Origin of the sequence: Buchnera aphidicola BCc, assembly GCF_000090965.1 — a bacterium.
Taxonomy (GTDB): domain Bacteria; phylum Pseudomonadota; class Gammaproteobacteria; order Enterobacterales; family Enterobacteriaceae; genus Buchnera_F; species Buchnera_F aphidicola_F.
This window is the reverse complement of sequence record NC_008513.1, coordinates 278,762-301,648: the sequence shown is the minus strand read 5'-3', so window position 1 is coordinate 301,648 and position 22,887 is coordinate 278,762. Positions and strand designations below refer to the sequence as shown.

Genomic DNA, 22,887 nt, shown 5'->3' with positions numbered 1-22,887 from the left:
TTTATTAAATAGGTTAATTTTATATGAAAAATAATGTTTTAAATAATAATAAAATTTATTTAAGTAAAAATTTATCTAGTACTTTTATAGAATTAGATCAATGGTCTATTATACGAGTAAAAGGAAAAGACAAAAGAAATTATTTAAATAATCAATTTACAATAAATATAAATACAATTAATAAAAATAAATATAAAATAGGCGCGCATTGTAATATTAATGGAAAAGTTTTAGCTATTTTTTTTATATTTAAATATAAAGATTCTTTTTTTTATATTATTAATAATTCAGTATGCGATAAACATTTAATAGAATTAAAAAAATATTCTTTATTTTATAAAATAAAAATTTTTAAAGAAAAAAAATTTCATTTATTTGGATTATGTGGATCTAATTCTTATTATTTATTGAAAAATTTTTTTTTTATACATTTTAAAAAAAAAAATATGGTTACAAAAATTAAAAATATTATTTTTCTAAAAATTAATTATCCAGTGAAAAGATTTTTAATCTTAACAAAAGGAAATATGTTACATAATTTTTTAAATGATAATAAAAAAAAAATATTATTTAGTAATAATAAACAGTGGATATCTTTAGATATTGAATCTAGTTTTCCTATAGTCAATAAAACAATATCTGGTAGATTTATATTACAAACATTAGATTTAAAAAAATGGAATGCAATTAGTTTTACAAAAGGGTGTTATTATGGACAAGAAATGTTATGTAAATATGAAAACAAAAAAATTAACAAATTTATTATATGTGCATTAATAGGAAGAATTGGTAATACTATTCCTATTAATAATGAAAATGTTAAATATAAAGATAAAGAAGGAAATAAATATATTTCTGGAATAATATTATCTTGGGTAAAAGTTTATAAAAATAAAATTTTATTACAAGTACGTATGAAAGAAAAATTTTTTAATAAAAAAAATAATTTTTATTTATCATCAAACAAAGAAAATTTTTATAAAATATATATTATATAAAATATAAAAATATTTTTATAAAAATTTTATTAATATGCTTAAATTATGAAAAAGAATCTTTTATTTGTATATAAAGATTCTCTTTTATAAATTATTTTAATTTTTTTTAATTATAGTAGTATATTTTTTTTTCTTTTTTTGCTTTTTTTCTATCACTTTCTTTTAAATATAATTTTCTAAATCGTATTGAATTGGGTGTTATTTCAATTAATTCGTCATCATTAACAAAATTTAATGCATATTCTAATGTAATTTTAATTGGTTTAACTAAATGTATTGCTTCATCAGTACCTGAAGCACGCATGTTAGTTAACTTTTTTCCAGTTAAGCAGTTTACCGTTAGATCATTAGATCTATTATGTATTCCAATAATTTGTCCTTCATAAACTTTTTCTCCATGAGAGATAAACATTTTTCCTCTATTTTGTAAATTATTAATTGAAAAAGATACAGCTATGCCAGTATTTTTTGAAATTAATACTCCATTTTTTCTTTGCCCGAATTGCTTTTTTTGTATAGGACCATAATGACTAATAGAAGAAAAAAAAGTACCACTACCAGAAGTAATATTCATAAATTCAGATCTAAATCCAATTAATGATCTACTAGATAATATACATTCTATTTGAATTCTATCATTTTCTTGATTTGTTAATTCTTTTATTTCTCCTCTTAACTCTCCTATTTTTTTTATTATTTGTCCTTGATGATTTTTTTTAATATCAAGTATTGCTATTTCGAATGGTTCAGTTAATACATTATCTTTTTTTTTTAAAATTACTTTTGGTTTTGAAACTTCTAATTCAAAATTTTCTCTTCGTAATTGCTCTAATAAAATCGATAAATGTAATTCTCCTCTACCAGAAACAGAAAATACATTAGAATTTTTTGTTTCTTTTACTTTTAAAGAAATATTTCTTACTGTTTCTTTTTTTAATCGTTCCAATATTTGCCGTGATGTTATATTTTTTCCTTCCTTTCCACAAAAAGGTGATTGATTTACACAAAAAAACATATTTACTGTAGGTTTATCAATTTTTAATTTTGGTAAAGAACACAAAAATTCAGGATCGCAAATAGTGTCTGAAATTGATATGTTATTTAAACCTGTAATTGCTATAATATCTCCCGCTGATGCTGTTTCTGTTTTTTTTTGTTCTAATCCATAAAATTTTAAGATACTATTTATCTTTCCTGTATAAATCTTTTTTTTATCTCTAAGAACTGAAACAACTTGATTTTTTTTTAATTTTCCTTGTTGTATTTTTCCTATTCCAATCATACCAAAATAATTATTAAAATCTAATTGTGATATTTGCATTTGAAAAAAATTATTTTTTGATTTTTTAGGTTCAGGAGTAAATTTAATAATTGCATTTAATAAAGGAATCATATTTTTCTGCATATTATTAGGATCTTCCCCTGAAGTTCCTAATAAAGCTGATGTATATATTATTGGAAAATCTAATTGTTCATCACTTGCGGATAAATTTACAAATAAATCAAATACTTTATTTATTACCCAATCTGTTCTTATAGGATTTCTATCCATTTTATTAATTACTAGAATTGGTTTAATTTTATATAAAAAAGATTTTTTTGTTACATATCTTGTTTGTGGCATTGGTCCTTCATAGGCATCTACTACTAATAAAACAGAATCTACCATAGATAATATTCTTTCTACTTCTCCTCCAAAATCAGCGTGTCCAGGAGTATCAATAATATTGATTTGATAATTTTTCCATATTATTGATGTATGTTTAGATAATATTGTAATTCCTCTTTCTTTTTCTAATTCATTTGAATCCATAATTCTATCTATTTTTTCTTCATGTTTTTTAAATGTACCCGATTGTTTTAGTAACTGATCTAATAATGTTGTTTTTCCATGATCAACATGAGCTATTATTTTTTTCATTTTTATACCATTTTTAAAGAAAATAATCAAAATTATAAAAAATTATAATTTTTTCAAAATATTAATTTTTAAATTAAAAATTAATTTTATTATTATATATAAATATTTTTAATATATAATGTATATTACTATATTTATTTTATATAAAAATAAATATTTTTAAATTAATTCAATTTGTTTTTAAATATAAATATTTGTTTTTTTGGTAAGAAAATATGAATAATATAAATTTTTATAACATGAAATTTATTACTAGTATAATTAATTATTCAAATTTAGGAACTTTTTCCGGAATAGAAGTAGCGTTTTTAGGTTATTCTAATGTAGGTAAATCTACTATGATTAACTGTTTATCTGGAAATAATAAAATTGCTCGAATAAGTAAATTACCGGGTAGAACTAAAACAATAAATTTTTTTCATGTTTTATCAGATTTTAGAATTGTTGATTTTCCTGGATATGGATATTCTAAAATTAATTATTTAGATAAAAAATTATTAGAAAAAAGTTTATTTTTCTATTTAAAAAATAGAGAATGTTTAAAAGGAATTGTTTTATTATCTGATATTCGTTTTTTTTTAAAATCATTTGATGAATTTATTTTACAATTTTTAAAAAAAAGAAATTTATTTGTTTTAATTATTTTAACTAAAAGTGACAAAATTTCAAAAAGAGAAAAAAAAAAAATTGAATTATTAAAATATAATAAAATTTCACATTTACATATGAATATAACCATATGTAGTTTTTCAAAATTTTATAAAAATAATATTCAATTTATTAGAAAAATATTATCTAAATGGTATTTTTTAAGTAAAATATAATAAATTATATACTTTTTATTTCTTTCCAATTTTTACCTATTTTTGTTGTAATGTATAATGGAATAATTAATTTAGTATTATTTTCCATAATTTTTTTAATTACATCAATTATTTTGTCTTTTTTTTTCTCTTTGATTTCAAATATTAATTCATCATGAATTTGCATAATTATTTTAATATCTTTAGGAAATTTTTTTTTAAATAAGTGATGTAATGTAATCATAGATTTTTTTATAATATCTGAAGCTGTATTCTGTATCATAAGATTTATACAAAATCTTTTTGCACTATTTTTTAAATAAATATTTTTTGAATTTATATTAGGAATATATAATTTTCTTTTGAACAATGTTTTTATATATCCCCTTTTTTTTGCTGTTTTATATGTGTTTTTAATAAATCTTTTAATTTTGTTATATTTTAAGAAATATCTATAAATTAAATTTTTTGATTTTTTTATAGAAATATTTAATTTTTTAGAAAGACCGAAAGGACTAATGCCATATAAAATAGAAAAATTAATAGTTTTTGCAATATTTCTATGATATTTTTTTATTTTTTCTAATGGTTTATTAAAAATATGAGATGCAGTACTAATATGGATATCTTTATTTTTTAATAAATCTTTTATTAAATTTTTATCTTTTGAATAATGAGCTATAATTCGTAATTCAATGTGAGAATAATCTGCTGTTAATAATAACCATTTTTTTTTTGTTATGAATGCAATTCTTAATTTTCTTCCTATTTTTGTTTTAATTGGAATATTTTGTAAATTAGGATTTTTTGAAGATAATCTTCCTGTTGAAGTATTTATTTGATTATATGTAGTATGAATTCTATTAGTTTTATTATTTATTGATTTTATTAAGTTTCTTAAGTAAGTATTTATGATTTTTTTTATTAATCTAAATTGTAAAATAATTTTTGGTAAAATATGAATTTTTGATAATTTTTTTAATACTATTTCATTGGTAGAAATATTACCTAATTTTGTTTTATATATTTTAGGAAGATTAAATTTTTTAAATAAAATATTTTGTAATTGTTTTGATGAATTAATATTAAATTTTTCTTTTGTTATTTTGAATATTTTTTTTTTTAATTTTTTTAAAGTTTTTTCATGATTTTTTTTTTGTTTTTTTAATATTTTTTTTTTTATTAAAACTCCATTATTTTCTATTTCAGCTAATATTGGTAATAAGGACATATCGATTAGTTGAAAATTTTCCCTCTTTTTTTTCTTTATATTTTTTTTAAATAAAAAATATATTTTTAATGAGATCAAAGATTCTTGCATTATTATAAATTTTCTTTTAAAACTCTTTTCTTTTTTATTTTTTTTATATTTATATATTAAATTTTGATATTTTTTGTTTTTTTTATAATTCAATTTATAATAATAATTTATGATTGTAGTATCAAAATGTATTCCTCTAAATAGAATATTATATTCTTGAAAAATATGAAAAACATTTTTTAAATTTTTTCCAATTTTATAATATTTATTGTTTTCTAATATTGGTCTTAAATATTTTAATATTTTTTTAATAGAAATATTTTTTTTTTTTTTATAAATAAACCACCATGTTTCATGTTTTTCTATTGTTATAGATAAATAAAATTTTTTTTTTTTTTCATTTTTTTTTTTTTCATATATAGATATTGCAAATATTTTTTTTTTAATTATTTTATTAATTAATTTTAATAATATTTTTTTTTTTACGATTTCTATATATTTATGTTTTTTTTTCATTTTTTTTTTTTTATTATAAATATTTAAAATTGAAAATGTATTATCATTTATTTTTTTTAAATATTCATTTAATTGATAAAATTCAAATTTTTTTTTTATAAATTCAATATTTAATGTATTTTTTTTTATTATAGAATGTATTTTTGGTAATTCTATATTTTTATTAATTTTAGTTAATTGATATGATAAAAATGTATTTTTTTTGTTTTTTTCTAAATTTTTTTTAATATTTTTAATATTTTTAATAGGTAAAAATGAAATTTTTTCTATATTTTTATAAATTTTTTTTATAGATGAAAAAGATTGTAAAAGAATTTTTGCTGTTTTTTTTCCTATTCCTAATACTCCACGAATATTATCAGAAAAATCTCCAACTAAGCATAAAAAATCTGCTATAGATTTGGGATATACACCATATTTTTTAAAAATATCATTTTTATTTAATACTTTTTTTATACTACCTGGTATAACAAAAACATTTTTTTTAATTAATTGAGTCATATCTTTATCTGCACTATATATAAAAATATAATATTTTTTTTTTGTAAAAATTCTTGATATTGTTCCAATAATATCATCTGCTTCTATTTTTTTTATACTTATAATTGTTATATTTAAAGCTTTAATAATTTTTTTTAATGGATTAATTTGTTTTTTAAGTTCATTCGGCATAGAAATTCTATTTTTTTTATATTTAGTAAATAATTTATGTCGATTTGTTTTTTTTGGTGTATCAAACACAATAATAATTTTTTTTGGATTAAATTTTTCAATTAATTTATTAAGAAGTCTTATATATCCATACAAAACTCCTGTGGAAGATCCATTTTTATTTTTCAATTTTATAAATGAAAAATAATTTTGATATAAACAATAATGACCATCAATTATAATAATTTTTTTTTTCATTTTATTTCTATATTTTTAATTTTATATATTTATTAAATAAAGAATGCTTCTCTATTTAATAAATATAATATTTTATAAATAAAATTAATTTAAATTATCTTTAAACTAATTAAATAAATTTAATTTTTTTTTAAATGTTTTTTTTTGTGTATTTAAAGATTCTTCTATTTTTATTAATCTATTATATTTAGATGTACGATCTGATCTGCACATTGAACCAGTTTTTATTTGTCCAGCATTTGTACCTACTGCAAGATCAGCAATACTAGTATCTTCTGTTTCTCCAGATCTATGTGATATAATTACATTATATTTGTTTTCTTGAGCTTTTTTTATAGTTTCTAATGTTTCAGTTAATGTTCCAATCTGATTTAATTTAATCAAAATAGAATTTGCTGCTTTTTTTTTAATTCCATATTCTAAAAATTTTTTATTAGTAACAAATAAGTCATCACCTACTAATTGTATCTTTTTTCCTAATATTTTTGTTTGATATTGAAATCCTTTCCAATCACTTTCATCTTGTCCATCTTCTATAGATCGAATTGGATATTTTTTAGTTAATTTTTCTAAATAATGAGTAAATTCTATTGAATTATATTCTTTATTTTCATTTTTTAGTCTATATCTTCTAGTTTTTTTATTAAATAATTCAGAAGACGCGCAATCTATTGCAAATGTTATATCTTCATTTAATTTATAATTAGAACGTTCAACAGCTAAACTAATCATAGATAATGCTTCTTCATTAGATTTAAGATTAGGAGCATATCCTCCTTCATCTCCTACACATGTAGAATATCCTTTTTCTTTTAAAATAATTCCTAACATATGAAAAATTTCTGATCCCATTTGGACAGCTTGTAAGATACTTTTTGCTCCTATAGGTTGTATCATAAATTCTTGAAGATCAATATTATTATTTGCATGCATTCCACCATTGATAATATTAATCATAGGTAATGGAATAGAAAAATTATTTTTTGAATAATTAATTTCAGAAATATAAGAATAAAAAGGTATATTTTTTTCTAAAGCTATTGCTTTAGCTAAAGATAAAGATACAGATAATATTGCATTAGCTCCAAATCTTGATTTATTTTTTGTGCCATCTAGTTTTATCATTAGATTATCTAATTCTTTTTGTTCTTCTGCATTTTTATTTTTTAATGCTTGAAAAATTTCGGTATTAACATAATTTACCGCTTTTTTAACTCCTTTACCAAAAAAACGATTTTTATCATTATCTCTAAGTTCTAATGCTTCTTTTGATCCTGTTGATGCTCCTGATGGAACTGAAGAATATCCAAAATATCCAGTTTTTAAATGTACTTCTGTTTCAATAGTTGGGTATCCACGTGAATCTAAAATTTCTCTAGAAAGTATTTTTTTTATTTTTGACATATTATAGCCTTTAAAATATATTAATTTTTTAATGAAAATTTAATTTTATTTAATAAAATTTTTTTTTTAAAATAAATTGTCTTAATTATTTTTATATCTTTTTTTTAATGATACAATTCTATTAAATACTTCTATATTTTTTCTTTTTTTTCTTTTATAAAAATATCCAATTCTTTCAAATTGATATGCATGTTTTATTTTTTCTTTTTGAATAATTGATTCTACATATCCTCTTTTAATAATAAACGATTTTGGATTATAAAATTTTAAAATATTTTTTTCTTTTTCAGGATTTTTAGTAGTAAATAATGTATCAAATAATTGAAAATCAGCTACAATTGAATTATTTTTTGCTATCCAGTGAATTATACCAATATTTTTATCTTTATATATATTATTATATTTTTTTTTTGAATAATATGTACATAAAATACAAATTATTTGATTATTTTTGTCTTTTAAGATTTTGTTTGCTTTAATAATATAAGAATATTTTAATCGTACTCTTTTTCCTAAAATTAATCCTCTATATCCTGTTATATTTTTTTCAGAAAAATCTTTTTTTTCAATATATATTTTATTAGAAAAAAGTACTTTTCTAGTTCCCATTTCTTTTTTTTGTGGATGATTTGGGATATTTAAATATTTAATATCTTTTCTTGAAATATTAGTAATTATTACTTTAATTGGATTAAGAATTGCCATTCTTCTTGGAGAATTCATATTAAGTTCTTTTCTTATACATGATTCTAATAATGATATTTCTATTGTATTTTGTTGTTTAGTTATTCCAATTTTTTGACAAAAAGTATTAATTGATTTTTTTGTATATCCTCTATTTCTTAGTCCAGATATAGTATATAATCTTGAATCTTTCCATCCTTTTACTATTTTATTATCAATTAATTTTTGTATCTTTCGTTTAGATACAATAGTGTATTCTAAATTTAATTTTGAATATTCATATTGTTTAGGTGTTTTATTCTTAAAATTTAGTTTTTTTAATATCCATTTGTATAATTGACGATTATCTTGAAATTCTAAAGTACATAGGGAATGTGTAATTTTTTCTATTGTATCTGCAATACAATGTGCAAAATCATACATTGGATAAATATACCATTTATAATTTGTTTGATGATGTTTAGAAAAAATAATTCTGTATAATACGGGATCTCTCAATATAATATATGGAGAACTCATATCTATTTTAGCTCTTAAACAAAGAGATCCTTCTGGAAACATGCCAAGTTTCATTTTATTAAATAAAATTAAATTTTCTTGTACTGTTCGATTTCTATATGGACTATTTATTCCTGGTTTTTTTAATGTTCCTCTATATTTTTTAATATCAGTTTTGTTTAGTTCTTCTACATATGCTAATTTTTTTTCAATTAACTTTATAGCATATTTATACATTTTATCAAAATAATTAGAAGTATATTTAGTCTTACCGTTCCATTTATATCCTAACCATCGGATATCTTTTTTAATAGCATTAATATATTTTATTTTTTCTTTATTTGGATTAGTGTCATCAAATCTAAGATTGCAAATTCCATTATATTTTTTTGCAATATTAAAATTTAAACAAATTGATTTTGCATGTCCTATATGTAAATAACCATTAGGTTCTGGAGGAAAACGTGTTTTTATTTTTTTTTTTGAATTTTGTATTAATGATTTTTTTACTATATTAATAATAAAATTACTGTTTCTTTTTTTTTTCATACATTGCCTTTATTAATTATTTATTAAATTATTTATTTTATTAAATTTTAATAATAATTAAATATAAATATAAATATAAGTAATTATATTTATATTATAAATAATTTATTTTTTTAAAAATAGAAAAATAAAAAAAAATATTATAAATATTTATTGTAAAAAAAAAAATATTTATGTAAAATTATAAATTAAATATTAATTTTTATAAATTGGCTACGTAGCTCAGTTGGTTAGAGCGCAGCACTCATAACGCTGAGGTCACGAGTTCAATTCTCGTTGTAGCCCTAAAAATAAAATTTTACGGAAGTGGCGAAATTGGTAGACGCACCAGATTTAGGTTCTGGCACTGAAAAGTTTGCGAGTTCAAATCTCGCCTTCCGTATGTATTATTAATAAATAATTTGTTGTTATATATTAAAAATTAATTTAAATTTTTGGGGTATAGCCAAGAGGTTACGGCACCGGTTTTTGATACCGGCATCCCTGGTTCGAATCCAGGTACCCCAGATAAATTTTTTTTTATTTTTAAAAATTTTTCTTTTTAATGTATTTTATATGGGTGATATATGTTTGATACGTTAAAAAAATCTGTAGCAAAATATGCACTGTCATATATAAAAAAAAATTCTATTATTGGAATTGGGTCAGGATCTACTATAGAATTTTTTATTAAAGAGTTATATACAATTTTTTCAAATATACAAGGTGTTGTAGTCAGTTCAAAAAAATCAGAAAAATTATTAAAAAAAATTAATATTCCAATTTATGATTTAAATTCTATACAAAATTTAGATATTTATATAGATAGTGCTGATCAAGTAAATTCTTCATTAGAAATGATTAAGGGTGGAGGAGGGGCTTTAACTCGAGAAAAAATTATAGCTTCTGCAGCAAAAAGATTTTTATGTATTATTGATAAATCAAAGTATGTTAATACATTTAATAATTTTCCAATACCCATAGAAGTTATTCCTATGTCACTTATGTTTGTTTCTAGAGAAATTCTAAAAATGGGTGGATTCGTAAAATACAGAAAAAATTTTATTACTGATAATGGTAATTATATTATTGATGCATATAATTTAAATGTTATATACCCTACTAATTTAGAAAAAATTATTAATAATATTCCCGGAGTAGTTTCTGTAGGTTTATTTTGTATTCGAAAGGCTGATACTTTATTAATAAGTTATTCCAATTATGTTCGAACAATAATTTTATAATTAAATATTTTTTATAATTAAATTTTTATAGAGAAAAATTTTATGTCATTAAAATCTTTAGATATAGAAGTTTTTGGTAGACTTATAAAAGTCAATTGTCCAGATAAAAATTCTTCTGATCTATACTATATAGCAAATATTTTAAATAAACGTTTAGAAGATTTACAAGAAAAAACTGGTGTTACAAATATAGAACAGTTAATTTTTATTACTGCGTTAAATATTTCATATGAATTGGAATTAGAAAAACAAAAATCTATTCATTGTGTTAAACATTTTAAATCTAGAATGTTAAATTTAAATCAAATGCTTGATTTAGCTTTAAATAAATAATTTATTTTATTATAAATATGTTTTTTAATGTTGTTGAAACAAAAATAAACTTATGTAATTAAATTTTAATATTTTCATCTAAATATTTCCATTTCTAAAAATATTTATAAATTTATTCTTATTCTCATATCTTTTTTTATAAAAAAAATTATTTTTCTTATATTAAATATTTTTATATATTATTTATATAAAAAATATATGATTTTTGCATCCGGAAGGATTTGAACCTTCAACCTCTCGGTTCGTAGCCGAGTGCTCTATCCAACTAAGCTACGGATGCATAAATTATATTATTATATTGGTGAGAGAGGGATTTGAACCCTCGATACATTTTCATATATACTCCTTTAGCAGGGGAGCGCCTTAAACCACTCGGCCATCTCACCAATGGTTTTATTAAATATTTTTATTAAAAATTTATTATTATTTTACTTTTTTTTCTTTAATAAATCAATTTAAATTTTATTTAAAATAAAAAACATTTTTTATAAATAAAAAATTTAAAAATTTAAAATTTTTATTTTATAAATATAATATTCTGTATTTTTTTTTAAAAATACAGAATAAAATTTATTTTTAATAAATTAAAGTAGATTTTTTTTTTCTAATTGAATTTTTTTATATATTTCTTCTCGATGTACAGAAATTTTTTTAGGAGCATTAATACCAACACGAATTTGATTTCCTTTAATCCCTAAAAGAGTTACTGTTATTTCATCGCCGATTATTAATGTTTCGCCAATTCGACGAGTTAAAATAAGCATTTTCTTTTTATCCCTTTTTGTAAAAAAATGTTTATATTATAATAATATAAACAAATTTATTTTTAATCATTAAAATTGTTAATAATTTTAAATTTTTAAAAAATTATTATTATTTATATTTATTAATATATTTAATAATTTTTTTTTTTATTTTATCTATTTTATATAAATGAATTTTATCTATATTAAATTTACCTTCAATAATTGTTTTTTTTCCTCCTCCAGTTCCTGGAATTACTGAAAATATAATGTTTTTTATATTATTTAAATTTATAATATGTTTTAAATTTTTAGTAATGCTAATTAAAAAATTTATTTTCTTATTGTTATCATTAATTAATATAACAATTAATGATTTTAATTTTTCTTTAAGTATATCTGATAATTTTCTAAGTAGTTTATATTCTATATATGATGTTTTTTCAATAATTAAAAATTTTTTATTTGATAAATACGCCTTTGATATTAAAATTTTTGAAATTTCTATAATATTTTTGTTTTTTAATTTTATATTTTCTTCTAAAAGTTTTTTATTTTTATTTACTATATTTTTAGCTATTAAATAAATATTATGAATATTAGTTGAAAATAAATTTTCTAATTTTTTATTTATTTTATCTTTGTCATTAAAATATTGTATTACTTCCATACCAGTTATTGCGGTAATTCTTTTTATTTCATTTCCAATATTATTATATGCAATAATTTTAAAACATCCAATTTTTCCTGTATTATCATGGTGTGTTCCGTTACATAATTCAATAGAAAAATTTTTAATATAAATTATACGAACAGTTTTTTTATATTTTTTTTCTAATAAAAATTTTATTTTTTTTTTTTTTGCTTTTTTAAAAGATGTAATAACAAAGTTAATAGGTATATTTTTTTGAATCTTTTTATTAATAATATTTTCTAAATAATTTATTTTTTCTTCAGTAAGAGTTTTATTACAAAAAAAATCAAATCTTAAATATTTATCATTTATAAATGAACCTTTTTGTATGATTTTTTCTGAAAAAATTTTACATAAAGCAGCATTTAATAAATGTGTAGCTGAATGATTTGATTGTATTGTTTTTCTTTTTTTTTTATTGATTTTAGCATGAACAATATCTTTAATATTTATACAACCATGTTTTATATATCCTATATGTAGGATATAATTATCAAATTTTTTTGTTTTTTGAACAATAAAAATTCCTTTATCGTTTAATATTTTTCCTGAATCTCCTATTTGACCACTAGATTTACTAAAAAATGGTGTTATATCTAATATAATAATTCCTAATTGAGATTTAGATAATTTTAATACATTTTTATTTTTATAAATAATTTGAATAATTTTAGATTTTTTTTCATAGATATGATAGCCATCAAAAATTGATTTTTTTTTAAAAGTAATAAAAGAAAAATTTTTTTTCTTTTTTTCTTTATTTTTTTGTTTTTTTTTATTATTTTTGATAATTAAATTTAATTTATTTATATTAAATGATATATTTTTTTTTTTACAAAATTTTTGTGTTATTTGAATAGGTAATCCATATGTATCATATAAAGTAAATATTTTTTGTTCACAAATTTTATTTTTTTTTATATTTTTTATAATTTTTTTTAGTTTTTGTAATCCATTTTCTAAAATATAATAAAATTGTTTTTCTTCATAAAATAATATTTTTTTTATTTTATGAATTTTTTCTTGAATATGAAAATCATAATTCATTTTTTTCATATTATAAATAATTAATTCTGATAATTTATAAAAAAATGGTTTTTGTAATCCTATAAAATATCCATGACATAAAGCTCTTCTAATAATTTTTCTTAATACGTAATTTCTTCCTTCATTTCCAGGCAATATATTTTCTGCAATTAAACATGTTGATGTTCTAATATGATCTGAAATTATTTTTAATGAAACATTATTTTTTTTTTTTATTTTTATTTTTATTTTTTTTTTAATAGCTTCTATTAATTGAATAAAATTATTTGTATGAAATATAGATTTAACATTTTGCAAAATAACAGAAATACGTTCTAATCCCATACCTGTGTCTATTGATGGAATTGGTAATTTAATTATTTTTTTTTTTGTAATTTGATTAAATTCCATAAATACTAAATTCCAAATTTCTAAGCAATATTTTTCTAGTTCTTTATAACTTTTTATTGATTTTTTTTCTTTTCTATTTTTTTTTTGGTAATAAAAAATTTCTGTACTAGGACCACAAGGACCTAAATCTCCCATTTTCCAAAAATTATCTGAATTATATTTAATATTTTTTTTATCATATATTTTAATTAAATGAGTATTTTTTATTTTAATAATATTTAACCAAATTTTTTTTGTTTCATTATCATTATAATAATATGTAATCCATATTTTTTTTTTAGATAAATTTAACCATTTTTTATGTGTTAAAAATTCCCAAGCATATTTAATAGCATTTTCTTTAAAATATTCACCAAAACTGAAGTTTCCTAACATTTCAAATAATGTATGATGATATGGAGTATGACCAACTTTTTTTAAATCATCATGTTTTCCCCCAGTTCTAATACAATATTGTGAAGTAGCAATAGATAATTGATTTTTTTTTTTGTTTTTTAAATATATTTTTTTAAATTGATTCATTCCAGCATTTGTAAATAATAAAGAATTATCATCTTTAGGTATTAAAGAACTACTTTTAAAAATTTTATGATTTTTTTCTTTAAAAAATTGTAAAAACATAGCACGAATTTTGTCAGTTTTCATATTTTTGTTCTTTTAAAATGTTATTTAAAAATAAAAATAGTTTTTATTATTTAATAATATATTTTGTATATTAGTCAAATACTTTTATGATATATTAATAAATTATTTATTGATAATTTAATATAATTTTTTAAAAATAAGGATTATTATATTAAATTTATTGTTAATAAAAGAATATTATTATAAATTTTAATATAAAAATTTTAACAAGGTTAATATGTCAAATTTAAAAAAAATTAATTTTATAGTTCCAAAACTAAAAGAGAAAAGTATTAGATTAGATAAAATTTTAGTAAAACATTTAAATTCTTTTTCTAGATCTTCTATAAAAAAATGGATTTTATCAGGATTTATAAAAGTAAATAATATTACAGCTAATAAACCAAAAAAAAAATTTTATTTAAAGATAGAATATCTCTTATAATAAATAAAAAATCAAATTTTATTAAAATTAAAAAAGAAAATATATTTTTAAATATAATTTTTGAAGATTCTGAAATATTAATTATAAATAAACCAACTAATTTTGTAGTTCATTTAGGTTATGGGAATACATCTGGAACGTTATTAAACGCTTTAATTTTTCATTATCCTGATAATTTATTGATACCTAGAGCGGGAATAGTTCATAGATTAGATCGTAATACTACAGGAATTTTAGTAGTAGCTAAAACAATTTCTACATATTATTTTTTAATTAATTTGTTCAAAAAACGAAAAATTATTAAAGAATATGATGTTATTGTAATCGGAAGAATAGAAGTAGACGGAAAAATAGAAAAACCAATAAAACGTGATATTTACAATCGTACAAAAATGACCGTAGGTATAGGAGGTAAACAAGCAATTACATATTATTCAGTAATAACAATTTTTAAAAATCACACATATCTTCGAATTCAATTAAAAACTGGTAGAATGCATCAGATTAGAGTACATTTATCATCAATTTTTCATCCAGTATTAGGAGATAAAATATATTCTAAAGGTATTAAATCTAATTTTTCTAATTGTTCTAAAAAAATGAAAAATTTTTTATCTAAATTTAATCGACCAGCTTTACACGCTAGAATGTTAAATTTTATACATCCAAAAACGAACAAAAAAAAAAATTGGATTATCTATCCCCCAAAAGATATGTTATCATTAATTAATGTTTTATATTCAGAAGATATGAATTAATTTTAAAAAAAATGTTTTATAAAAAATTTTTATATAATGTTTTTTATTATTTTAATAATATAAATTTATTTAAGTGTATATATGTTTAAAAAAAATAAAAATAATAGTCAATTTATTGTATCAAAAATCATTAATCAAGAAAAATTTGCGTTTTCTTTAGAAGATTGTGTTAAATTAGCATTAAAAAATTATTTTTTTAAATTAATAGATAAAAACGAAAATAATTTATATAAAATATTTTTATCTAAAATTGAAAAACCATTATTTGATAGTGTTATGCAATTTACTAGAGGAAATCAAACTCAAGCAGCTATAATATTAGGAATTAATAGAGGTACATTAAGAAAAAAATTAAATATTTATTATAAAAATAATATCTTTAAAAAATCAAAAAATTTTAATATATAAATATTATATATATTGTTTTTTATAAAAAATAAAAATTAATTATTTTTCTTTTTCTAATAAAAATTTTACTGCAGTCTTTAATGCTATTTGATATCCGTAATTTCCAAAACCTGATATAACACCTTGTGCTATATCAGACATCCAGGAGTGAGATCTAAAATTTTCTCTAGCAAAGATGTTAGATATATGAATTTCAAAAAATGGTATATTTATAGCTGATAAAGCATCTCGTATAGAAATACTAGTATGAGTAAAAGCACCGGGATTAATTAAAATAAATTGTATATTATTTTTCTTACAATTATGTATTTTTTCTACTATTTTATGTTCTGCATTAGATTGAAAATCATATAAAGTAACATTTAAAAGAATTGATTTTTTTTTAATTTTATTAACTATTTGTTCTAGTGTTTTTTTTCCATATATTTCTGGTTCTCTTGTTCCTAATAAATTTAAATTAGGTCCGTTAATTAACAATATATTAATTTTTTTTTTCATAATATCTACCATATAAATAAAAATTTATAAATTAAAATAATTATATTATTATATAATAACATTTTAAAAAAAAAATTATAGTTTTTTATAAAAAATATAAGATATATTTGTATAATTAATTATTTTTATAATTTTAATTTTATATGTTAGATAATATAACTGATTTTTTAAATATATCTAATTTTTATAAATGATTTTTATTTTTCTTAAATGATATAAAAAATAAAAATATTATTTTTAGGGCGTTTATTTTTAATTAAAAAAAAATATAAGTTTTAAAAAATAAAGTAAAAAAAAAAGTATATATATTTATATTCATAAAGTAAAAATAAAAGTAGTATAAGATATGTCTACTATTTTTATAAACATTTAATTAGACTTAAAAATCTAATTAAATTTATTAATATAATTAATAAAATAACTTTAATTAGAATTTTAAATATAAAATATAAAAATTATTTATATTTTAATAAGAAATCTTAATATTTTTATTAAAATTTTTTTAAAAAATATTTATCTAAAGAAAAAATTAATATTTTAAATATTATTAATAAATTAGAAAGAAGAAAAAATTTTCATATTATGAATGTATATACTGTTTTTATTTATAAATATAAAAAAATTTTGATTAGTTTTACTAATTATTAATTTTTAATTACTGATATGATCTTATTAATTGTTATTAATATTAAAGTAATTATAGATTATAATAATAATTATAAGATAAATTTTTATAATAAAAGAAGAAATTAAAAAATTTAATAGTTTTTTTAAAAAATTAAATAAAGAATTAGTAATAGAATTTTAGAATAAAGAAATTTTTTTTCCTTTTCCCCTTTTACTAACTTTTTTATAGAATCTTTTTTAGTTATTTTAAATTTTAGATAATTAAATATTTGATTTCTATAAAAATTAAAATAGTTTAGAAGAAAATGTTTTTATAAAAATTTCTATATTTTATAAAAAATTAGAAAAAATATCTTCTTAATTTTTTACTATTATTAATAATGAAAAATTATCTAATTTTTATAAATCTATTAGTATTAATAATGTAAGTATACTAAATTAATATACTAATATTTTTATTAAAATTGAATTTTAAAATATTTTTTATAGAATAATTAAACATTTATTTTATAAATAGTAAAATCATTAATAATAAAAGACAAAAATTTTAATATTAATATATTAATTCCTTATATAAATAAGATAATTTTATTATTAGAAAAACAAAGTATTTTATTAACAATTATTACAAATATTAAGTATAAAATATACACTGTAATGTTATTTAGAGATAAGGTCGATATTACCTTAAAAAATTTGATTTTTTCTATTTTAGAAATTTATATAATTTTAAATAGTAAAATTTTTTGTATAATTAAAAAAAAGATATTGGTTGGATTCAGTATATAAGTTATAGAAATCTGTTTATATTATAAGAAAAAATTCATTTTTTGATTATGATATAAGTTTTTATTTAAAAATATGGATAAAATATTCTGGTATTTATAAGATTACTAGTAACTATTAAAATAAATAAATTATCTATAATTGATATATTGTAATATAAAATTATGAATTTTTGCAGTCAATTCTTTTATTTTGACTGCTTTTAAAATTTTTATTTTAAAGATTCTTTTATTCTAGCAGATTTTCCGATACGACTACGTAAATAATATAATTTCGCTTTTCTTACTAATCCTTTTCTAACAATTTTAATTTCATGTATATTTGGAGAATGAATTAAAAATTTTCTTTCTACTCCTTCTCCATTAGATATTTTTCGTACTGTAAAACTAGAATTAAGATTTCTATTTCTTTTTGCTATTACAATTCCTTCAAATGATTGAATACGTTTTTTTTCTCCTTCTAAAATCCAAATTTTTACAATAATAGAATCTCCAGATTTAAATGATGGAATATTTTTTTTTTTATACTGATTTTCTATATTTCTTATATAATTATTCATTGTAATGACTCATGTTTAAATTTATTTATTTATGATATTTTAAATAATATTAATTATATATTATATATAATTATTTTCTTTTTAAAATATTTGGTTTTTTTAAAATTGTATTTTTTAATGCATGTTTTATTCTCCATTCTTTTATTTTTTTATGATTTCCTGATAATAAAACTTTTGGAACAGAATAATTTAAAATTTTTTTTGGTTTAGTATAATTAGGACAATCTAAAAGATTATTTGAAAATGATTCTTCAATCAAAGATTTTTTATTGTTAAGAACTCCAGGTATCATTCTTGTAATTACATCAATAAATACTATTGCAGGTATTTCTCCCCCACTTAAAATATAATTTCCAATAGACCATTCTTCATCTACTTGCGTTTTTATAAAACGTTCGTCTATACCTTTATAACGTCCACAAATAAATATTATATGTTTATTTTTAATAAAATTTTTTAAATAATTTTGGTTTAATAATTTTCCTTGTGGTGATAAATATATAACAATACTTTTTTTTCCATATTTTTTTTTAGCTGTTTTAACAGCTAAAAATAAAGGTAAAAACATAATTAACATTCCAGAACCACCACCGTATACTTTATCATCTATTTTTTTTCTTTTATTATTACTATAATCTCTTAAATTTAATATATTTATTTGAATTATTTTTTTTTTGATTGCTTGGGATATTATTCCATATTTAAAAATATTTTTAAATAAATTTGGAAAAATACTAATAACAGTAAAATATATCATTTTTTGTATATTTAAATTAATTGGTTATTTAAATTAGTTAAGTCAATAACTATAATTTTTTTTTTTATATCTATTTTCTTGATGAAATTTGGTTGTATAAAAGGTATATATATTTTTTTTTTTTTATATAAAATTTCTAAAGTACAATAAAATTTATTGTCTATAATATTTTTTATAGATCCTATTTTTTTTTTTTTTAAATCAAATATATAACATGAGAAAATATCATTCCAATAATATTCTTTATTTTTTAATTTTGGTAATTGAAAATTTTTGATTAATATATTTTGTTTTATAAAATTTAAAGTTTGTGTTCGATTATTTATATCTTTTATTTTTATTAAAAAATGATCTGTATGTGTTTTATAATGTATAATATTATTTTTATATAATAAAATATTTGATTTTTCTAATTTCCACGGAAAATAATTAAAAATATTATTTTTTTTTTCTGTATAAGAAAACATATGAAACCAACCTAGAATTCCATATGGTTTACCTATTTTTCCTATTGTAATCATAATTGTTAAGTAAAAATTTATATTTTAATGTTATTTGATGATATTTTTTTAAATTGTATTAATAAATTTTTAATTCTATTCGTTTTTTTAGCTCCTTTTTCTAACCAATATTGTATTCTTTTAGTTGAAATTCGTATTTTTTCTTCATTTTTTTTGGCAAAAGGATTAAAAAATCCAACGCGTTCAATAAATTTACCATTTCTAGAGGATCTTACATTAGCTATAATTATTTGATAAAATGGTTTTTTTTTCATTCCATGTCTAGATAATCTTATTTTGATCATTTTTTTTCCTGTTCTATAATTTAAAATAATATTTGCATAATATAAAAATATTATCTATTTTATTAAATAATTTTTAATACTTTCAAATATTTTGTTTTTTTTATTTGTTTTAATTTTTTTCATAATTCGTTTAATATTTTCAAATTTTTTTAAATAAATATTAATTTCTTGTATAGTATTTCCTGAACCTAATGAAATTCTTTTTTTTCGAGAAGCTTTTATAATTGTAGGAAATTCTCTTTCTTTTTTAGTCATAGAATTAATCATAGCTTCAATTTTTATAAAAGATTTTTCATCTATATCATTGAATAATGAATTAGAAGAAATTATATTTATTGGTAATTTATTAATTAATGAATTAATTCCTCCAATCTTTTTAATTTGTTTAATTTGTATTAAAAAATCATTTAAATTATAAATTTTTCCTTTTTTTGTAGTTTCATTTAATAAATTTAGTTCTTTTTTTTTTATTTTATCTTGAATATCTTCTATTAAAGAGATTACATCTCCCATTCCTAAAATTCTTTTTGCAATTCTTTCAGGATGAAAAATTTGTAAATCATAAATTTTTTCTCCAGTTCCAATATATTTTATTGGTTTTTTTGTTAATGTACGAATTGATAATGCAACTCCTCCTCTTGTATCACTATCTAATTTTGTTAGAATAATTCCTGATAAATTAAATTCTTTATTAAACTTATTAATTAAATTAATTGAATCTTGCCCTATCATAGAATCAATAATTAACAATGTTTCATTTGGTTGAGTATATTCTTGTATTTTTTTTAATTCTTGAATTTTTTTACTATTGTTATGTAATCTTCCTGCTGTGTCAATTAATAATACATCATATTTTTTTCTTTTAGCTTCTTTAATAGCTGATTTAATAATAGTCATTATTTTTTGTGTTACTACAGATGGAAAAAAATTTGCTTTTGTTTTTTCTATTAATCTTTTTAATTGAACAATAGCAGCTGGTCTATATATATCAGTGGATACTACTAAGACTTTTTTTTTATATTTTTTTGTTAATAAATATGCTAATTTTGCAGTGCTCGTCGTTTTTCCTACCCCCTGTTGACCAATAACAGTACAAATATTTAATTGATTAAATAAAAAATTAAAAGAATAATGATTTTTTCCTAAAATTTTAATTAATTCTTTTAGTATTATATTTATTAAATTTTGACTAGGACTTAAATTTTTATTAATTTTTTTTTTTTTTATTTTTTTTTTTATTTTTTTTAAAAATAATTTAATTACATTTAATGCAACATCTGCATCTAAAAATGCTAACTTTATTTTATTTAATGTTTTTTTTATTGTTTTTTTTTCTAAATAACTTTTATATGATATTTTATCAAAAATATTAGTTATTTTTTTTGTTAAATTATTAAACATAATTATTATTTTGTTCCTTTATACAAGTTATAATTATTATTGTAATATAAAATTTTTTATTTTTTAATAAATATTAATTTACAATTATTTTATACTATTATTTAATTTTTCTTCAATAGGATAACAACCTAAAAATTTTGTTCTTTTTGTATATTTGTTAATTTTAAATAATAAATGTTGTATTTTCTTTGATTCAATATCTAATTGAATTTCTATAAAATATGTTATTTCTTTTTTTTTATTTATATTTTTATTTTTTATTAATTTTAAAAGTATTATTTTTTTTTTTCTAAAAATATTTAATATTTTTTTTTTGTTTTTTTTATTTTTAATAATTGTTAATAACATAGTTATTTTTTTAGAAACAAAATTTAATAATTTTCTAGGTTTTTTAGATATTAGAATAAATCTAGTTATGTTTTTTTTTTTATTACTAATATTTGTTGCAATTTTTTTTAAATTATAATATGAACCACCGACAATATTTCCAATTACAGCCGTATCTTTTTTATTTTCTTTTAATAAATGAGTCATAGCAGCAGAAGTACTATTAAAACAATGTTTTTTCCATTTTGGAAAGTTTTTAAGAAAATTACTACATTGTTTAAATGGTTGTTGATGACTATATACATTCTTGATTTCAGAAAAAATACTATTTTTTATAGTTAACAAAGTATGTTTAATTTTTATATATACTTCTTGAATAATATATATTTCTTCTTGATTTTTTAGTATCTCGTATACTTCAGGAATAATTCCTGATATATTATTTTCTATAGGTAATATTGCGTATTTACAAATTTCTTTATTTAAATCCGTTATAATTGATTCAAAATTTTTGTATGCATTTTCTAAAAAAATTTTTTTTTCTTTTCTTATAAGAGTATTTAAAGCGATATATGAATATGAACCGATAGGTCCTAAATATCCACAATTATATATTTTTTTTTTTTTAAAAATTTCTTTATTCCAAAACTTTTGAATATATATAGAATTTTTTATAATTAATTTAAAAATTTTTTTTATAAATACTAAATTTATTTTTTTTTTCTTACTAATTTTTTCTATTTTTTGGAATAATTGTACTTCACGTTTTTTATCTTGAATTTTAAAATTATTACATATTTTATTTTTAAGAATATCAATTGATATTAATTCTCGTTGTGATAATAGTTTAATTATTTTATAATTAATATAATTTATTTGACTTCTTAAATAATTAAGAGTTTTTTTTTTCATTTTAATC

20 protein-coding genes and 5 tRNA genes are annotated in these 22,887 nt (G+C 17.8%); 10 read left to right on the top strand and 15 right to left on the bottom strand.

The genetic code is table 11. From position 1 onward, the window contains the following. The first annotated feature begins 23 nt into the window (after positions 1-23). Complete coding sequence (gene ygfZ / locus BCC_RS01375) at positions 24-998, top strand: tRNA-modifying protein YgfZ (protein WP_011672649.1); 975 nt, start codon at positions 24-26, stop codon at positions 996-998. A gap of 106 nt (positions 999-1,104) precedes the next feature. Here the strand turns inward: ygfZ and typA are convergent, their stop codons facing one another. Continuing rightward, positions 1,105-2,919 (bottom strand): translational GTPase TypA, encoded by a 1,815-nt coding sequence (gene typA, locus BCC_RS01370; protein WP_011672648.1) that lies wholly within the window; start codon positions 2,917-2,919, stop codon positions 1,105-1,107. 215 nt (positions 2,920-3,134) lie between these two features. Between typA and yihA the strand changes: the two genes are divergently transcribed. Further along, complete coding sequence (gene yihA / locus BCC_RS01365; RefSeq protein WP_011672647.1) at positions 3,135-3,743, top strand: ribosome biogenesis GTP-binding protein YihA/YsxC; 609 nt, start codon at positions 3,135-3,137, stop codon at positions 3,741-3,743. Between the two features lie 4 nt (positions 3,744-3,747). On the opposite strand, the gene polA is transcribed toward yihA, so the two are convergent. The 3 genes from polA to BCC_RS01350 form a co-directional block, all read right to left on the bottom strand. Further along, positions 3,748-6,408, bottom strand: a complete 2,661-nt coding sequence (polA, locus tag BCC_RS02075; RefSeq protein WP_011672646.1) for a DNA polymerase I — start codon at positions 6,406-6,408, stop codon at positions 3,748-3,750. Between the two features lie 105 nt (positions 6,409-6,513). Further along, a complete protein-coding gene (gene eno / locus BCC_RS01355) occupies positions 6,514-7,812 on the bottom strand; it encodes a phosphopyruvate hydratase (protein ID WP_011672645.1) in 1,299 nt (432 codons plus the stop codon). An 81-nt stretch (positions 7,813-7,893) separates the two neighbouring features. After that, positions 7,894-9,543, bottom strand: a complete 1,650-nt coding sequence (locus tag BCC_RS01350; RefSeq protein WP_011672644.1) for a glutamine--tRNA ligase/YqeY domain fusion protein — start codon at positions 9,541-9,543, stop codon at positions 7,894-7,896. A 211-nt stretch (positions 9,544-9,754) separates the two neighbouring features. Here BCC_RS01350 and BCC_RS01345 point away from each other — a divergent pair. The 5 genes from BCC_RS01345 (at position 9,755) to zapA (ending at position 11,099) form a co-directional block, all read left to right on the top strand. Beyond that, positions 9,755-9,828: transfer RNA gene (locus tag BCC_RS01345), tRNA-Met, on the top strand. A 15-nt stretch (positions 9,829-9,843) separates the two neighbouring features. Then, positions 9,844-9,925 (top strand) — tRNA-Leu (locus tag BCC_RS01340). Positions 9,926-9,978: 53 nt separating this feature from the next. Further along, positions 9,979-10,050: transfer RNA gene (locus BCC_RS01335), tRNA-Gln, on the top strand. 59 nt (positions 10,051-10,109) lie between these two features. Then, positions 10,110-10,766 carry a ribose-5-phosphate isomerase RpiA gene (gene rpiA, locus BCC_RS01330; RefSeq protein WP_011672643.1) on the top strand — a complete coding sequence of 219 codons (657 nt, stop codon included), beginning with the start codon at positions 10,110-10,112 and terminating at the stop codon, positions 10,764-10,766. Between the two features lie 42 nt (positions 10,767-10,808). After that, the gene (gene zapA / locus BCC_RS01325) at positions 10,809-11,099 is read left to right on the top strand and encodes a cell division protein ZapA (protein ID WP_011672642.1); all 291 of its coding nucleotides are present in this window, start codon (positions 10,809-10,811) and stop codon (positions 11,097-11,099) included. A gap of 206 nt (positions 11,100-11,305) precedes the next feature. Here zapA and BCC_RS01320 read toward each other — a convergent pair. The 4 genes from BCC_RS01320 to alaS form a co-directional block, all read right to left on the bottom strand. Beyond that, positions 11,306-11,379 (bottom strand) — tRNA-Arg (locus tag BCC_RS01320). A gap of 19 nt (positions 11,380-11,398) precedes the next feature. Next, positions 11,399-11,485, bottom strand: a tRNA-Ser gene (locus BCC_RS01315). A 198-nt stretch (positions 11,486-11,683) separates the two neighbouring features. After that, on the bottom strand, positions 11,684-11,863 hold the full coding sequence (gene csrA / locus BCC_RS01310) for a carbon storage regulator CsrA (protein WP_011672641.1): 180 nt from the start codon (positions 11,861-11,863) through the stop codon (positions 11,684-11,686). Between the two features lie 109 nt (positions 11,864-11,972). Further along, on the bottom strand, positions 11,973-14,618 hold the full coding sequence (gene alaS / locus BCC_RS01305) for an alanine--tRNA ligase (RefSeq protein ID WP_011672640.1): 2,646 nt from the start codon (positions 14,616-14,618) through the stop codon (positions 11,973-11,975). Positions 14,619-14,835: 217 nt separating this feature from the next. Here alaS and BCC_RS02120 point away from each other — a divergent pair, with 217 nt between their 5' ends. From BCC_RS02120 to BCC_RS01295, 3 genes are all read left to right on the top strand, one after another. Further along, complete coding sequence (locus BCC_RS02120; RefSeq protein WP_236607825.1) at positions 14,836-15,042, top strand: S4 domain-containing protein; 207 nt, start codon at positions 14,836-14,838, stop codon at positions 15,040-15,042. Further along, positions 15,012-15,800, top strand: a complete 789-nt coding sequence (locus BCC_RS01300) for an RluA family pseudouridine synthase (RefSeq protein WP_328283813.1) — start codon at positions 15,012-15,014, stop codon at positions 15,798-15,800. Before BCC_RS02120 ends, BCC_RS01300 begins: the two co-directional genes overlap by 31 nt. Positions 15,801-15,881: 81 nt before the next feature. Beyond that, entirely contained in the window at positions 15,882-16,208 is a 327-nt protein-coding gene (locus BCC_RS01295; RefSeq protein ID WP_011672638.1) for a helix-turn-helix domain-containing protein, read from the top strand. Between the two features lie 39 nt (positions 16,209-16,247). Here the strand turns inward: BCC_RS01295 and aroQ are convergent, their stop codons facing one another. From aroQ to BCC_RS01260, 7 genes are all read right to left on the bottom strand, one after another. Further along, on the bottom strand, positions 16,248-16,706 hold the full coding sequence (gene aroQ, locus BCC_RS01290; RefSeq protein WP_011672637.1) for a type II 3-dehydroquinate dehydratase: 459 nt from the start codon (positions 16,704-16,706) through the stop codon (positions 16,248-16,250). A gap of 1,624 nt (positions 16,707-18,330) precedes the next feature. Next, the gene (rplS, locus tag BCC_RS01285; protein ID WP_011672636.1) at positions 18,331-18,678 is read right to left on the bottom strand and encodes a 50S ribosomal protein L19; all 348 of its coding nucleotides are present in this window, start codon (positions 18,676-18,678) and stop codon (positions 18,331-18,333) included. 70 nt (positions 18,679-18,748) lie between these two features. After that, entirely contained in the window at positions 18,749-19,435 is a 687-nt protein-coding gene (trmD, locus tag BCC_RS01280) for a tRNA (guanosine(37)-N1)-methyltransferase TrmD (protein ID WP_011672635.1), read from the bottom strand. An 11-nt stretch (positions 19,436-19,446) separates the two neighbouring features. Continuing rightward, positions 19,447-19,956, bottom strand: a complete 510-nt coding sequence (gene rimM, locus BCC_RS01275; protein WP_011672634.1) for a ribosome maturation factor RimM — start codon at positions 19,954-19,956, stop codon at positions 19,447-19,449. 17 nt (positions 19,957-19,973) lie between these two features. Further along, complete coding sequence (rpsP, locus tag BCC_RS01270) at positions 19,974-20,240, bottom strand: 30S ribosomal protein S16 (protein ID WP_011672633.1); 267 nt, start codon at positions 20,238-20,240, stop codon at positions 19,974-19,976. Between the two features lie 54 nt (positions 20,241-20,294). Next, positions 20,295-21,641: a signal recognition particle protein gene (locus tag BCC_RS01265; RefSeq protein WP_011672632.1), complete on the bottom strand. Its 1,347-nt coding sequence runs from the start codon at positions 21,639-21,641 to the stop codon at positions 20,295-20,297. A gap of 84 nt (positions 21,642-21,725) precedes the next feature. After that, positions 21,726-22,880 (bottom strand): bifunctional chorismate mutase/prephenate dehydratase, encoded by a 1,155-nt coding sequence (locus BCC_RS01260; protein ID WP_011672631.1) that lies wholly within the window; start codon positions 22,878-22,880, stop codon positions 21,726-21,728. Positions 22,881-22,887: the final 7 nt, after the last annotated feature.

Bases quoted from the DNA above. Each gene is read 5' to 3' on its own strand.
- aroQ (WP_011672637.1), bottom strand. From the start codon at position 16,706: ATGAAAAAAAAAATTAATATATTGTTAATTAACGGACCTAATTTAAAT.
- trmD (WP_011672635.1), bottom strand. From the start codon at position 19,435: ATGATATATTTTACTGTTATTAGTATTTTTCCAAATTTATTTAAAAAT.
- BCC_RS01260 (WP_011672631.1), bottom strand. From the start codon at position 22,880: ATGAAAAAAAAAACTCTTAATTATTTAAGAAGTCAAATAAATTATATT.
- polA (WP_011672646.1), bottom strand. From the start codon at position 6,408: ATGAAAAAAAAAATTATTATAATTGATGGTCATTATTGTTTATATCAA.
- rpiA (WP_011672643.1), top strand. From the start codon at position 10,110: ATGTTTGATACGTTAAAAAAATCTGTAGCAAAATATGCACTGTCATAT.
- alaS (WP_011672640.1), bottom strand. From the start codon at position 14,618: ATGAAAACTGACAAAATTCGTGCTATGTTTTTACAATTTTTTAAAGAA.
- rplS (WP_011672636.1), bottom strand. From the start codon at position 18,678: ATGAATAATTATATAAGAAATATAGAAAATCAGTATAAAAAAAAAAAT.
- zapA (WP_011672642.1), top strand. From the start codon at position 10,809: ATGTCATTAAAATCTTTAGATATAGAAGTTTTTGGTAGACTTATAAAA.
- BCC_RS01295 (WP_011672638.1), top strand. From the start codon at position 15,882: ATGTTTAAAAAAAATAAAAATAATAGTCAATTTATTGTATCAAAAATC.
- typA (WP_011672648.1), bottom strand. From the start codon at position 2,919: ATGAAAAAAATAATAGCTCATGTTGATCATGGAAAAACAACATTATTA.
- yihA (WP_011672647.1), top strand. From the start codon at position 3,135: ATGAATAATATAAATTTTTATAACATGAAATTTATTACTAGTATAATT.
- ygfZ (WP_011672649.1), top strand. From the start codon at position 24: ATGAAAAATAATGTTTTAAATAATAATAAAATTTATTTAAGTAAAAAT.
- csrA (WP_011672641.1), bottom strand. From the start codon at position 11,863: ATGCTTATTTTAACTCGTCGAATTGGCGAAACATTAATAATCGGCGAT.
- BCC_RS01265 (WP_011672632.1), bottom strand. From the start codon at position 21,641: ATGTTTAATAATTTAACAAAAAAAATAACTAATATTTTTGATAAAATA.
- BCC_RS02120 (WP_236607825.1), top strand. From the start codon at position 14,836: ATGTCAAATTTAAAAAAAATTAATTTTATAGTTCCAAAACTAAAAGAG.
- rpsP (WP_011672633.1), bottom strand. From the start codon at position 20,240: ATGATCAAAATAAGATTATCTAGACATGGAATGAAAAAAAAACCATTT.
- eno (WP_011672645.1), bottom strand. From the start codon at position 7,812: ATGTCAAAAATAAAAAAAATACTTTCTAGAGAAATTTTAGATTCACGT.
- rimM (WP_011672634.1), bottom strand. From the start codon at position 19,956: ATGATTACAATAGGAAAAATAGGTAAACCATATGGAATTCTAGGTTGG.
- BCC_RS01350 (WP_011672644.1), bottom strand. From the start codon at position 9,543: ATGAAAAAAAAAAGAAACAGTAATTTTATTATTAATATAGTAAAAAAA.